Below are 13,716 nucleotides of genomic sequence, written 5' to 3'. Positions count from 1 at the left end.
TTTTTAATTCAATCTGTAAAATCCCTTTTCACCGGTAGCGTGAAAAGGGATTTTCTCTTTTGTGCATGTTGCTTTCCAACAGGCTACATAGGTTTTGTAATTGGATGCATCAACAACAACCATTTTTGGCTTGAAAGTTTGAAATAATCGTTCTAAATTTATTTTTGGAGATTGTGTGATAACCAAAATATCCGGTTTGATATCGTTTGGATAAATACCCAAACTGTCCAGAATTAGGATTCTCTTGTTTTTGAATAAAGCCGTGTTTTGTGTTTTTTTGCGGTTCTTTATTTTACTGAAATTGGCAACCAAGTAAGATTTTAACGTCAGGTTTTCAGCTAATTTTTTCTTAATGCTGTCATTGCAAAAAGTTGTGATGTTTTCACCGTTTCGGTCTGTAATCAGCGTGTTTTTCTTTACATTAAAGACAATCCACTCTTCTTGGTTTTGATTGTCCCAGCGTGTTCCAAAATATGATATTTGGAAAATAATTAAGGCTACTAATGTTAAAGCCATTTTATTGAAATTCGGATTTTTAAACCAAATAATTACCGCGAATAGCAAAGTGTACAAACTTAATAACATGGGCCAATTGAAAGGAATGTCCTGAATGATAAATTGTTCAAGCGAGGCAACCCAATTGATCATTTTGTTTAAAATATAGATACTCCAGTCCATTAGTTTTAGCGGAATTTCCGGCACATAATCGAGTACTGCTAAAACCATTACTAAAATACCCAAAGCCATAATCACACTCAGAAATGGGATGATGACTAAATTGGTGACAAAAAACAAACCCGGAAATTGATGAAAATAATAAATACTTAACGGGAAAGCTCCGATTTGAGCTGCAAAGGAAACGGTCAAAATGTCCCAAAAGTATTTTGTGATTTTGTTTTTTGGATGCCAAAGATTGGATAATAAAGGTTGTAACCAAAGGATAAAAAACAAAGCGATATAACTCAATTGAAAACCAACATCAAACAAAAAGGAAGGTTGAAATAGCAAAATCAGCAAAATCGAAACTAATAAAGTATGGAAAATATTGGTACTTCTTTTTAAATGCATGCCAACAGCAACAAACGAAAACATAGTGACTGAACGTACAACGGATGGTGAAAGTCCCGCAATCACGGCAAAACTCCAAAGAGAAATTATAATAGTAACTAACCGTATTCCATTGCCAAGTTCATTCTTTGGTAAAGGTTTGAGTAAAAAAGTAATAAACAGCAATATAAAACCGACATGCAATCCTGAAACAGATAAAATGTGAATGGCTCCAGCAAATTGATAATCCCTTAAAACCTCCGGAGAAATATCTTGTTGCTGGCCTAAAATTAATGCCGCAACAACAGGTAATCCCTCCTTGCTGAAATTACTTTTTTTAAGATTGGTGATGATTTTATTTCGAATAAAATCTGAATAATACCAAATGTTTTTGTCAATTTTCGGGCTGATTTTTGTCTCGTAAATTTCAGCATATGTTTGAGCCAATATAGATTTATTCGTTAAGTATTTTCCATAATCAAACTGGTCCGGATTGTTGGGTTTTTTATGTTTGAAAATGGCGCCTTTGATTTGTAAATTGGAACCAATAAATAACTTTTCATTTCCTTTATTTTTATGAAAATTAACCAATATTTTGCCAGTGCTTGCTTTGTCATCCAATCGTTTGACAATTGCAATATAGCGGTCATTGAAAGCAGTGCTTTTCAGCTTTTCCCGTAAAACAATTTCGATTAGATGTTCTTTTTCAACATTAGAAATCTGGTGCGTATAATTGCTTTCCTGATAAGAATCAGTATGAACTACATGTGTGGTTATTCCAATGCAAAAAGATAAGAAATAGGATGTAAGTCCAAAATGAATTTTTTGTTTAAAATCTTTTTTTGAAAAAAAATAGGTCAGACAAAATCCTGAAAATGAAGTAAATAGTATCGCAAGCGCTAATTTAGGATTAGGATTTATATAAAATGAAAACAAAATGCCTAAAACAAACCAAATAGTAATTCTCGTTAAGGGAAATTCAAGTACTTTCATTGCTCTAAAGTACTAAATTTTAACAGGATATTACATGTTATTATAAAATTCTATTGGCTTGAACAAAACTTTTAGCATAGTAACCTTGCTTGGTCGAAGAAATGACCACACCTTTCGAAGTCGATGAATGAATAAATTTTATTTCATCTGATAAAACTTCTATAACCATTCCAACGTGGTTAATGACACTTCTTCCATTGGTTTTGAAGAAAATTAAATCGCCTTTTTGGATTTTGTCAGGATTGATTTTTTTACCCACTTTTGCCATTTCACTTGAAGATCGTGGTAATGTAATGTCAAATTGTTTGAAAGTTGCATACATCAATCCGGAGCAATCAAAGCCTTTTTTTGTCGTTCCGCCACTGCGATAGTTTACACCAAGATTATCTGAAGCGGAGTTAATCAATTGTTCTATAAGATGACTTTTTGTACTTTTCGAAACTTTATAATGACCACTTTTTTTGGTTTCCGTTTTTGAAGTTACGATACCTGAAGTTGACTTACAACTGGAAAAAAAAGTCAGGACAATAAGCAAGTAAAAGAGGTGTTTCAAAAGAAATGTTTTAGAGAATTTAAAATTAAAACGAAATTAAGAGATGTTTCGTATAATTAATTTCGCCGTTTTTTCACTTGCTCCGCTACCGCCTAATTTGGTTTCTAAAATTTCATATTGTTCTAAAACCTGATTTCTATGAGAAGGATCCAATAATTTTTGCAACTCGATTTTAATATTTTTCGAATTACAATCGTCCTGAATCAATTCGGTCACTACTTCTTTGTCCATAATTAAATTGACCAAAGAAATGTATTTCAAAGTGACAATTCGTTTCGCAATTTGATAAGAAACCCAACTTCCTTTATAGCAAACCACTTCTGGAACTTTAAATAAAGCGGTTTCGAGTGTTGCCGTTCCGGAAGTGACTAAAGCAGCATAAGAAATGCTCAATAAATCATAGGTTTTATTTGAGATAAAATGCACGTTTTTGTTTTTCAAAAATTGGGCATAAAACGAAAACTCCTGACTCGGAGCACCAGCAATCACAAATTGATAATCAGGAAAATCAGTCACAACGCTTAACATCACCGAAAGCATTTTGGTGATTTCCTGTTTTCGGCTTCCCGGAAGAATGGCGATAATTGGTTTTTCGTCCAGATTATTTTCTTTTCGAAAAGTGGACTCATTAATGTTCATTCGGTTCTGAATCGCATCAATTAATGGATGACCAACAAATTCCACAGGAAAATTATGTTTCTTTTCATAAAACTCTTTTTCAAAAGGCAAAATCACATACATTTTGTCGATATCGCGTTTGATATCAGTTATGCGATTTTCTTTCCAAGCCCAAATTTGAGGTGAAATATAATAGTGTGTTTTTATGCCGAGTTCTTTTGCCCATTTGGCAATTCGCATATTAAAACCTGGATAATCAATAAAAATAATCACATCAGGTTGAAAAGCAAGTATGTCTTTTTTACATATTTTAATGTTATTCAAAATTGTTTTCAAATTAAAAATAACTTCGATAAATCCCATAAAAGCCAATTCCTTGTAATGTTTCACCAGAATTCCGCCAACATTTTGCATCAAGTCGCCACCCCAAAACCGGATATCTGCGTTAGGATCTTCTTTATACAATGCTTTCATTAAATTCGAACCATGTAAATCGCCTGAAGCTTCGCCTGCTATGATGTAGTATTTCATTTTTTTAATTCAAAAATTACACAAATAAAGTAATAATGGTCAAAATAATCATGGCTAAAATTACTCCCCGAGCCATTAATTCTTTATTGATTTTTAATAAACCAAAGAAGATTATCAAGTTTAAAATCGCACCAAGGGTAATGATTTTTCCCAAATTACCTTTTGCTTTCATGACCTGAATTCCGTCCCAAAAAGTATATTCGGTGAACACTTCAATGAAAATATAACTCCCGATAACTGAAGCGACAATGCCAATTATAAATCCGTACAATAAATCGATTTTATTCATTTAAATTCCAGGTATTAAGGTGTTGTATAGTGTGATGTGCTGTTAAATCGAACTGAACCGGAACCACCGAAATGTACCCGTGTTCCAATGCCCATTCGTCAGTGTCTTCTCCTTTGTCCTGATTGACAAATTCGCCGGTCAGCCAATAATAATCTTTGCCTTGTGGTGTTTTTCGTTTGTCGAATTTCTCCATCCACATTGCTTTTGCCTGACGACAAATTTTTATTCCTTTGATTTCTTTCTCTTTCAATTTAGGAAAATTCACATTCAGAACAACCCCTTCCGACAATCCATTTTCAAGCACTTGCAAGGTAATGATTCTGATAAAAGATTTAATTGTTTCAAAATCAGCATTCCAATCAGAATCACATAGTGAAAACCCTATGGCAGGAATTCCTTCGATTCCGGCTTCGACTGCGGCACTCATAGTTCCTGAATAAATTACGTTTATAGAAGAATTAGAGCCGTGATTTACACCAGAAACACATAAATCGGGTTTTTTATGCAGGATTTCATTTACAGCTAATTTTACGCAGTCAACTGGAGTTCCTGAACAACTGTATTCTGAAATTGCTGCATTTTCAACAGAAATTTTATTAATATATAAAGTGTCGTTTATTGTAATGGCGTGACCCATGGCGCTCTGCGGTTTATCAGGAGCAACGACAACAACATTGCCAATTTCTGCCATAACTGAAATCAAGGCACGGATTCCCGGAGCCAGGATACCGTCATCGTTGGTAACCAATATTAAAGGCTTTGTTGTATTTCCAGAAGATTCTTCAGTACTGTCAGGACTAATTACATTAGTTTTCAATAGCCATTTTTTTTAAAATTAAAACAAAAATTTTGAGCTGCAAAAATAATCAATTTTACAAGGAAGACGCTATTTTTGTATCTTTAACAAAAAATTAGGCAAGCTATTAAATCTTGGCATAATTTTTTCTGTAATTTAGATTAAAAATTAATGAATGCAATATTGAATTTTATGAAAAGGAATTATAAAGTATTATTGGTCATTGTTGCCCTATCGGTAGCCTTTTGGAGTTTTATTCCAAGAGAGAAAAATGATCCTGAAAAAGACAAATTATTACTGGAATTATTGACTTTCGTTGTAGAACGAGGACATTATGATCCAGCCGCGATTGATGATAAATTTTCAAAAGGAATTTATAAGGATTATATGGAAGCTTTAGATCCATCTAAAAGATTCTTTTTGCAATCTGATATTGATGAATTTTCAAAATTCGAAACACAATTGGATGACCAAATCAAAAATAAAGATTTGTCTTTTTTTGATTTGACTTACAACCGATTAATGAAAAGAATTACGGAAAGTAAAGCTTATTATAAAATAATTCTGGAAAAACCTTTTGATTACAAGGTGGAAGAAGATTTTAATACCGATTATGAGAAGTTACCCTATTCTACTACAGTTGCCGAGTTACATGAAAGATGGAGAAAACAAATTAAATTATCCACACTTTCTTCACTAACCGATAAACTAAAATATGAGGAAGATAAAAAGAAAGGCATAATTAATAAAACTTCAAAAGAGGAAACGGCTTTTGATTCCGCTAAAAGTGAGAAAAGCGACCCAAAAACTTTCGAAGAATTAGAAAAAGAAACCAGAGAAAGTTCATTGAAATCATTGGATGAATATTTTGGATTTATTGACGATTTGAATAGAGATGACTGGTTTTCAGTATATATTAACTCGATTGCGTCGAGATTTGACCCGCATACTTCTTATTTTGCTCCGGAAGAAAAAGAGCGTTTCGATGTTAGTATGTCCGGAAAATTAGAAGGAATTGGCGCCAGACTGCAAAAGAAAAATGATTTCACTGAGATTACTGAATTGATTTCAGGAGGACCAGCTTGGAGAGGCAAAGAATTGGAACCTGGTGATATCGTCTTAAAAGTTGCACAAGGTAATAAAGAAGCAGTTGATGTTATTGGTATGCGTTTAGATGATGTGGTAAAGAAAATTAAAGGTCCAAAAGGCACAGAAGTTAGACTTACCGTTAAAAAAGCCGATGGTACGATTAAAGTAATTAGCATCATTAGAGATGAAATTGAAATCGAAGAAACTTATTTAAAATCCAGTATTGTTGAGAAAAACGGATTGAAATATGGCGTTATTTATTTGCCTAAATTCTATATCAATTTTGAAAACACTGACAGCAGAGATGCAGGAAAAGATATGGCGATTGAAGTTGAACGCTTAAAAAATGAAGGCGTAAAAGGAATTATTCTCGATGTTCGTGATGATGGTGGTGGATCTTTGAAAACAGTTGTTGATATTGCAGGTTTATTTATTGAACAAGGACCAATTGTGCAAATAAAATCGGCAGCAGGTAAAAAAGAAGTTTTGTACGATAGAGATAAAAAAGTACAATGGGATGGCCCTTTAGTTATAATGGTAAATAGTTTTTCAGCTTCAGCTTCAGAGATTTTGGCTGCAGCTATTCAGGACTATAAAAGAGGGATTATTATTGGTAGCAAACAAACTTACGGTAAAGGAACAGTTCAAAACGTGATTGATTTGAATCAATTTGTTCGTAGCAGCAGTATGGGAGATCTTGGTGCTTTGAAAACAACAACCCAAAAGTTTTATAGAATTAATGGTGGTTCGACTCAATTGGAAGGCGTGAGAAGTGATGTGGCTATGCCGGATCGATATTCTTATGTAAAAATGGGAGAGCGTGATATTGATAATGCCATGCCATGGGACAAAATTGATGCTGCGGAATATGCAACTTGGAAAAAGCAAAATAATTTTGACTTAGCCATTGCCAATAGCAATAAAAGAATGACTCAAAACAAGCAATTTCAATTGATTGATGAAAATGCAAAATGGATAAACCAGAGAAGCGAAGTGAATGTGTATAGCTTGAAATTAGATAAGTTTCTAGCGGAGCAAAATGCACTTGAAGAAACGGCTAAAAAGTACAAGTCGATTGTTGATTATCAGAATCAGTTAAAGTTTACTTCATTGCCATACGAAAGCAATGCTATGAAAACCGACGTTACTTTAAAAGAAAAAAGAGAGAGATGGCACGAAAGCTTATCTAAAGATATTTATGTGGAAGAAGCAATAAATGTACTTGATGATTTGCAATCAAAAGTGGCAGTAAAAGGGACTATTAATTTAAAGAAAAAAGAGAAATTAGTTAAATCCTAATTGGCTAAATAATATTAAGGAGTATTTTACTCATTACTGATAGCGCTTCAGAAATTCAAAAGAGTTTCTGGAGCGTTTTCAGTTTTTGGGTTATCATTATTTTGATTTGTTAGCTGTTTTAGCCTATGCTGATAAACTGAAAGTATTTACAAAATCATGAAGTTTTGTTATTCTGGACAAGTCATATTTGAAAAGCATAACAGGCTTAGCGCTTTTGTATTGATTTTGGGTTTATGATGATTTAAACAGATTATATAGTGCATTAGATATGGAGAAATATAGTCAAAAAAAAACCACCCGAAGGTGGTTTGTAATTATCTGGCTCTGTTTAATCTCTTTGCATCTTGTTCAACATCTTGTTCGAGCCTTTTTATTTTAATTTGAAGCTTGCTGATTTTGATATTTTCTTTTTCTATTTGAATGGCTGAAAGTTTTCCTTTAGATTTTTTTCTTTCAAACTTTGCCGTATTTTTCGACAAATCTTTTTGTGTTTTTTCCAGTTTGTTTTTGGTTTTTCTTAAAGATTTTTCGCGAGATTCAATTTTATTTTGTTGTTTTTCAAACTTTCTCTTTTCTTTTTCTAATCTTTTTTGGTCTTTTTCCAGATTTTTTTGATCTTTCTCTCTTTTCTCCGCTTCTTTAAGCGCTTGTTTTTCAGATTTCAGCTTGTCTTTTAATGATTTTTCGGCTTCTACTCGAGCTTGAGCCTCCATTTTTTGGTTCTCTAAATAAAGAGCCGAATTTGCTGATTTAATTGAATCCGTTGCTAAAGTTGTTTCAATAGCTGCTTCAGTTCCTATCTCCTGTGCAAAAAAAGTTTGGAAACTGGCAAGTAAAACAGCGGTAAGAATTAGTTTTATTTTCATGTTTTTTTATTTAAGGTTATTACAACCTGATATATCGTTGTTTTATATCTTTACAAATTTAGCAATTATCATACCTAAAATCATTATTATTTTTATATTAAAACAAATATGAATTATAGAAAGCCATTATTGGCACTCACTTTATTGCTTTTTTTGGTTCTTGCGATTCATTGCAGAAAAGCGAGTATTGAAAATTTAAGTGATAGTTTTTCAAGGGAAAATGAAGTTTTAAATGTGATTAACCAAGATGATCATTCTTTAAGTGATTCGACTAATTCTACTATTTCAAATGAAAATTTTGTTATTTATTTTTTGCCGACTTCTACCACAAAGCAAATTGTAGTCCATGAGAATTATATTCTTTCGTATGTTGAAAAACACGAACAAGCGGAATGGGTTGCCTATGAATTGAAAAAGAGCTACACCAGTAATAATTTCAAAAGACCTTTTTTTATAGTAGACCCGAAAGTAAAAACACAGTCAGCTGATTGGAGAAATTATAAAAAATCAGGGTATGATAAAGGGCATCTTTGTGCCGCTGCTGATATGAAATTTTCGAAAAAGGCTTTTGATGATACTTTTTACACTTCTAATATTTCTCCGCAATTACATGCTTTTAATGATGGAGTCTGGAACAGATTAGAGCAAAAAACACGTTATTGGGCTGCAAAATATGATGGTGTTTATGTAGTGACCGGTGGAGTTTTGAAGGGTGATCTGAAAACAATAGGTAAAGAGCAGGTCGCTGTTCCAAAGTATTTTTATAAAATTTTATTGGACAAGTCTAATGGTGAATATAAGATGATTGCTTTTCTTGTTCCGCATCAGGAAAGTGAAAAACCCTTATATGAATTTGTGGTTTCTGTGGATGAAGTGGAGAAAAGAACCGGAATCGACTTTTTTCCTAAACTGGACGACAATGTTGAAAATCAATTAGAGAAAACCAGCAATTATAAAGATTGGAGTTTTTAATTCGGATTGCCAGAATTTCAGTGGTGGTTTAGCCCAGATTGAAGTGGAAGTCCTTTTCCTTTTTTAAGGAAAAGATTGAAACGTAAAGCTGGAAACAGCTCCAAAATTACCACTCATTTACTTTATTAGCATCCATTTTCAGGAATATAAAAAGCAAAATCGTGAATCCCCAAAGCCCTGAACCGCCATAGGAAAAGAACGGCAGCGGCACTCCAATAGTTGGAAAAATTCCTAAAACCATCGAAACATTTACAAAAAAGTGAATGAATAAGACGCCTGCTACACAATAGCCATAGACTCGGCTGAACTTGGTTTTTTGCCTTTCGGAAAGATAAATCACTCTCAAAATCAAACCGACAAATAAAGCAATTACTGCGAACGAACCTAAAAAGCCCCATTCTTCCCCAACAGTTGTAAAGATATAATCGGTGTGTTGTTCCGGTACGAATCCGCCTTTTGTTTGGGTTCCTTCAAGGAATCCTTTTCCAAGCCAGCCTCCGGAACCTATAGCGATTTCAGATTGATTGGTGTTGTATCCGATGCCTTTCAGATCGACTTCTTTTCCTAAGAGGATATTGAAACGGTCTCTGTGGTGTTGTTTGAAAACATTGTCGAAAACATAATCCACGGAAAATACGAATCCCGAGATTAAAACTAATATTATTCCGCTTGCAATAATATTTCTATTGATTTTTCGACTTTTTAGATAGATTAGCGCAATGACTATAAAGGATATCAATATTACGTATTGCGGCTCTATCACTAAAGTCAAAACGAATAGAAAGATAGCGATAAAACCACTCCAAATATACCAGGCAGGCAATCCTTCGCGGTATAAAACAATAATAAAAATGGTGTAAATTAAAGCACTTCCGGGATCGGGTTGTGGCAGAATGAGTATAACTGGCAAAAATATAATCAGTAAGGCCTGGATTTGTTTGTTTACATCTTTTAGATTTACCTGAACATCACTTAGATATTTGGCTAAAGCCAAAGCTGTTGCCGCTTTTGCGAATTCAGAGGGTTGTAAAGTAAATCCCCCGATAGCATACCAACAGCGCTGTCCGGCAATGGTTTTTCCGAAAAAGAATAATCCGACTAAAAGGAGCAAAGCCACTCCGAATATGATACTCGAATATTTCTCATAAAACTTCCCGTCAACCGCAAGTACAATGAAGATTAAAGGAATTGTAAAGAAAATGAACATCATCTGCTTTCCGTAAGTTTGACTGAAATCAAAAAGAGAAGCGTCTTCTACGGTAGAAGATAAAGAGGAAGAATAGATGTTAAGCCAACCCAATACCACTAGAATGATATAGATAAATACGCTTATCCAATCTAAGTTGCTCGATACACTTTGGTTCTTCATTTGTAATGGGATTGCTTTAAAATTATTGGTTACTGAATTTTTAGCTGATTTAATCTTCGGCTTTTTCTTCAGAAGTGGTATCTTGGAATTTGATTACAGGTTTAATTTTTAATAAAGAATCGATACTTCTCTTGGTGTATTTTTGGTATTCACTTTGCAGACTTCCTTCTAGCATTCTTTTTTCTAAGTCAACTCTTGTAATTTTCTTTTTCAAATATTTTTCAATCATCAAACTTGTTATTGGTCCGGCCCAACGCGATCCCCAATAACCGTTTTCTACAAATACTACGATTGCAATTTTCGGGTTGTCTTTCGGCGCAAAGGCAACAAATATAGAGTGATCCTGAAGTTTTACTCTTTTTCCATTTATTTTAGTGTAATTCTCGGCCGTTCCGGTTTTCCCACAAATATCGATGCCTTCTACTCGTAAAGCACTTGCGGTTCCTAAATTATAAACATCAAACAAGCCATTAACCACAGGTTCAAAATGTTTTTTGTCAATAGTGGTCACATGTTTGGTGGTGAATTTTTTATCGATTGTTTCGCCTTCAATTTTCTTAATGATGTGAGGCGTATAATAATAGCCGCGATTGGCTACTGCTGCCATCATATTGGCTAATTGAATTGGAGTCATCAAAACTTCTCCCTGGCCAATAGCATTCGATACGATTGCGGTACTTCGCCAGCCGCCATTAGGATATATTTTTTTATAGGTTTTGGAGGAAGGTGCATTTCCTTTTCTTCCGGTAGGCAAATCGTAACCCATAAATTGACCTAACCCAAAACTTTTTAAATGGTTACTCCAAACATCAACTCCTTCAGCAGGTTTTGCATACTTGTTTATGGTTTTCATATAAACACTCGCAAAATAGGTGTTACAGGAATTATAAATTCCATTGTGTAGCTGAACTGCTCCACCTGGACAGTGACATTTCATGAATCGGCCTCTTGCATAACTAAATCCATTACGGCAATAGAAAGGAGTTTGCTCATCCACAACACCTTCCTGAAGGGCAATAAGTCCGGTTAGAATTTTAAATGGTGAACCTGGCGGATATTCCGCTAATAAACCTCTGTCGTAAAGTGGTTTGGAAACGGAATCGTTATAAAGTTTTGTATAATTCTTAGAGCGTTGTCTTCCCACTAATATGGCCGGATCATAAGAAGGAGCGGTAACGAGTGCTAATATTTCACCGGTACTTGGTTCAATGGCAACAATTCCGCCTCTTTTATTAATCATTAATTCTTCGCCATACTTTTGAAGTTCTAAATCTATGGTAAGATTAATGTCTTCGCCTTGTACAGCAATGGTGTCGAATTTTCCATTTTTATAGGAACCAATTTCCCGATTGTATTTGTCTTTTTGGATATATTTTACCCCTTTTATTCCGCGTAAAAAATCTTCATAACTTTCTTCTACCCCTTGTCTTCCTATTAAATCGCCACTATTGTAGTAAGGATTTTTCGCTACTAATTTCTCATTTACTTGGGTGATAAAACCAAAAATATTGGCTCCGAAGTTGACCTGATAATCACGAAGAGAACGTTTTTGAATATAAAAACCTTCAAATTTTCGTATTTTTTCCTGAAAAGCTGCGTATTCCATTTTATTTAACTGCGGTAAAAAAACCGAAGGTAATCTTGGACTGTAAATAGTGGCTTTAATCATTGTTTTTATGAAATCCTCTTTCGTGATATTCAATAACTTACAAAATTCTAAAGTGTCGATGTTTTTTATTTCACGAGGAATAACCATAATATCATACGATGGCTGATTTGCCACTAAAAGCTTTCCGCTACGGTCATAAATATAACCTCTCTCAGGATAATCATATTGAATTTTGATGGCGTTATTCTCTGATTTTAATTTAAAAGAATCATTGATTACCTGTAGATAAAAAAGCCTTATCAAAAGCAAAATACTTGCAATGATAATTAATGAAGGAAGCAGTAATTTTCTCATCTTCGGTTTGGCTTAAAAATATAAATTAAGACGATGCAGACTATTATTGTAAAAATAGTACTCAATAATGTTCTAAGCAAGATATCCCAAAGAAAATTCAATTGGAATACTTCCAATAAAAACAACGTCAAATGATGAATGACAACTGAAATTAAGATAAACGAAAATCGTTGCGTATTCAAAACATCATTCAGTCTTACGGTTTGGTACTCATAACTTAATCCGAATGAAAATTTAAATATATACGGTCTGTAATATGCTAATACCAAACAAGAAGCGGTATGTACGCCGCCTGAATTAGAAAACAAATCCATTATAATTCCCAAACAGAAACTGGCTAATAACAGCCCCGATTTGTTTCCATTTACAGGAAAAAGTATAATAAAAAGGATATATGGAAAAGGATTTATGTAGCCAAGAAAATCAATATTATTGAAAATAACAATCTGAGCCGCAAGCAACAATATAAAACGGGCAATATTGATTAATACAGCGCTATTCATCTTTTGTCACTTTCTCTAGATTAATAATTTCTTCGCGGTCTTTACTTTTAATAATATAAACATGACCTAAATTAGTCATGTCATTAAAAAGCCTGACATTTAAAGTGTAATAATTGGTTTCGTTATCAACATAAATTTTGTCGATAGTTCCAATGTTTATGTTTTCAGGAAAAATTACCGATTGCCCACCAGTTACGATGGTATCTCCTTTTCTAACCGAAGCCAATCTTGGGACATCTATCAACTGAACAAATCCAGTACTTTTTCCATCCCAAATTAAAGAACCAAAATGATTTGTTTTTTTAATCTTCGCATTAATCTGAGATCGTTTATTCAAAACACTGATTATGGTAGCGTAATTTTTTGAAGTTCGATCAACAATACCAACAATTCCAGTGCTGTTTACGACTCCCATGTCTGGTTTTACACCATCTTTTTCGCCACTATTTATCGTAAGATAATTTTCGTAAACGTTATAAGAGTTATGAATGACTTTAGAAACGATAATGTTAACCTTGCTAACGCCTTTCAGGCTGTCAATTTTGGGAATGACAGTCGAATCTTTAATATTGAATAAAAGGCTTTTTAATTTTGCATTTTCATTAGCTAATATTTCATTTTGAGTTTTTAAATTCAAATATTCACTAACGTTGTTTATTCTTTCATAAACACCGCCAGTTAAAAAATTAGCAGAGCTAATCACCTTGCTGCGATGAAAGGAATGGGATTGAATAGTAAGCATTAATGAAATACCCAAAAGCAGCAAAAACAGTAACTTATTACTGTTTTTAAAAATAAAATTAAAAATTTGCTGCATGAATTATGCTA

Annotated in this window: 12 protein-coding genes; 2 read left to right on the top strand and 10 right to left on the bottom strand. The window is 33.5% G+C overall.

Annotated elements, in window-relative coordinates; translation table 11 throughout:
• Positions 1-3: 3 nt before the first annotated feature.
• The 5 genes from VI621_RS04920 to surE are packed head-to-tail and all read right to left on the bottom strand — an operon-like array spanning position 4 to position 4,848.
• A complete protein-coding gene (locus VI621_RS04920; RefSeq protein ID WP_324217268.1) occupies positions 4-2,040 on the bottom strand; it encodes a ComEC/Rec2 family competence protein in 2,037 nt (678 codons plus the stop codon).
• Between the two features lie 40 nt (positions 2,041-2,080).
• Entirely contained in the window at positions 2,081-2,593 is a 513-nt protein-coding gene (locus tag VI621_RS04915) for a C40 family peptidase (protein ID WP_324217267.1), read from the bottom strand.
• A 36-nt stretch (positions 2,594-2,629) separates the two neighbouring features.
• Positions 2,630-3,742, bottom strand: coding sequence for a lipid-A-disaccharide synthase (gene lpxB, locus VI621_RS04910; RefSeq protein WP_324217266.1), 1,113 nt, complete (start codon positions 3,740-3,742; stop codon positions 2,630-2,632).
• A gap of 16 nt (positions 3,743-3,758) precedes the next feature.
• Positions 3,759-4,031: a hypothetical protein gene (locus VI621_RS04905; RefSeq protein ID WP_324217265.1), complete on the bottom strand. Its 273-nt coding sequence runs from the start codon at positions 4,029-4,031 to the stop codon at positions 3,759-3,761.
• The gene (surE, locus tag VI621_RS04900) at positions 4,024-4,848 is read right to left on the bottom strand and encodes a 5'/3'-nucleotidase SurE (protein ID WP_324217264.1); all 825 of its coding nucleotides are present in this window, start codon (positions 4,846-4,848) and stop codon (positions 4,024-4,026) included. The genes VI621_RS04905 and surE overlap by 8 nt, the downstream gene beginning before the upstream one ends.
• Before the next feature lie 150 nt (positions 4,849-4,998).
• Here surE and VI621_RS04895 point away from each other — a divergent pair, with 150 nt between their 5' ends.
• Positions 4,999-7,215, top strand: a complete 2,217-nt coding sequence (locus tag VI621_RS04895; RefSeq protein WP_324217263.1) for a carboxy terminal-processing peptidase — start codon at positions 4,999-5,001, stop codon at positions 7,213-7,215.
• Between the two features lie 314 nt (positions 7,216-7,529).
• Here the strand turns inward: VI621_RS04895 and VI621_RS04890 are convergent, their stop codons facing one another.
• The gene (locus tag VI621_RS04890) at positions 7,530-8,081 is read right to left on the bottom strand and encodes a hypothetical protein (protein WP_324217262.1); all 552 of its coding nucleotides are present in this window, start codon (positions 8,079-8,081) and stop codon (positions 7,530-7,532) included.
• Between the two features lie 108 nt (positions 8,082-8,189).
• On the opposite strand from VI621_RS04890, the gene VI621_RS04885 reads away from it, so the two are divergent.
• A complete protein-coding gene (locus tag VI621_RS04885; protein WP_324217261.1) occupies positions 8,190-9,053 on the top strand; it encodes a DNA/RNA non-specific endonuclease in 864 nt (287 codons plus the stop codon).
• Between the two features lie 106 nt (positions 9,054-9,159).
• Here the strand turns inward: VI621_RS04885 and rodA are convergent, their stop codons facing one another.
• The 4 genes from rodA to mreC are packed head-to-tail and all read right to left on the bottom strand — an operon-like array spanning position 9,160 to position 13,705.
• Positions 9,160-10,422 (bottom strand): rod shape-determining protein RodA, encoded by a 1,263-nt coding sequence (gene rodA, locus VI621_RS04880; RefSeq protein ID WP_324217260.1) that lies wholly within the window; start codon positions 10,420-10,422, stop codon positions 9,160-9,162.
• A gap of 49 nt (positions 10,423-10,471) precedes the next feature.
• Positions 10,472-12,385: a penicillin-binding protein 2 gene (gene mrdA / locus VI621_RS04875; protein WP_324217259.1), complete on the bottom strand. Its 1,914-nt coding sequence runs from the start codon at positions 12,383-12,385 to the stop codon at positions 10,472-10,474.
• Complete coding sequence (locus VI621_RS04870; RefSeq protein ID WP_324217258.1) at positions 12,382-12,888, bottom strand: rod shape-determining protein MreD; 507 nt, start codon at positions 12,886-12,888, stop codon at positions 12,382-12,384. Before VI621_RS04870 ends, mrdA begins: the two co-directional genes overlap by 4 nt.
• Positions 12,881-13,705: a rod shape-determining protein MreC gene (mreC, locus tag VI621_RS04865; RefSeq protein WP_324217257.1), complete on the bottom strand. Its 825-nt coding sequence runs from the start codon at positions 13,703-13,705 to the stop codon at positions 12,881-12,883. The genes VI621_RS04870 and mreC overlap by 8 nt, the downstream gene beginning before the upstream one ends.
• Between the last annotated feature and the right edge of the window lie 11 nt (positions 13,706-13,716).

Origin of the sequence: Flavobacterium sp. (genome assembly GCF_035292545.1) — a bacterium.
Classification (GTDB): Bacteria; Bacteroidota; Bacteroidia; order Flavobacteriales; family Flavobacteriaceae; genus Flavobacterium.
The sequence above is the reverse complement of the archived record's forward strand: the minus strand, read 5'-3'. Positions and strand labels throughout refer to the sequence as shown.

Coding starts and splice junctions, on each gene's coding strand:
- VI621_RS04920 (WP_324217268.1), bottom strand. CDS start 2,040: ATGAAAGTACTTGAATTTCCCTTAACGAGAATTACTATTTGGTTTGTT.
- lpxB (WP_324217266.1), bottom strand. CDS start 3,742: ATGAAATACTACATCATAGCAGGCGAAGCTTCAGGCGATTTACATGGT.
- VI621_RS04905 (WP_324217265.1), bottom strand. CDS start 4,031: ATGAATAAAATCGATTTATTGTACGGATTTATAATTGGCATTGTCGCT.
- VI621_RS04895 (WP_324217263.1), top strand. CDS start 4,999: ATGAATGCAATATTGAATTTTATGAAAAGGAATTATAAAGTATTATTG.
- VI621_RS04890 (WP_324217262.1), bottom strand. CDS start 8,081: ATGAAAATAAAACTAATTCTTACCGCTGTTTTACTTGCCAGTTTCCAA.
- VI621_RS04885 (WP_324217261.1), top strand. CDS start 8,190: ATGAATTATAGAAAGCCATTATTGGCACTCACTTTATTGCTTTTTTTG.
- rodA (WP_324217260.1), bottom strand. CDS start 10,422: ATGAAGAACCAAAGTGTATCGAGCAACTTAGATTGGATAAGCGTATTT.
- mrdA (WP_324217259.1), bottom strand. CDS start 12,385: ATGAGAAAATTACTGCTTCCTTCATTAATTATCATTGCAAGTATTTTG.
- VI621_RS04870 (WP_324217258.1), bottom strand. CDS start 12,888: ATGAATAGCGCTGTATTAATCAATATTGCCCGTTTTATATTGTTGCTT.
- mreC (WP_324217257.1), bottom strand. CDS start 13,705: ATGCAGCAAATTTTTAATTTTATTTTTAAAAACAGTAATAAGTTACTG.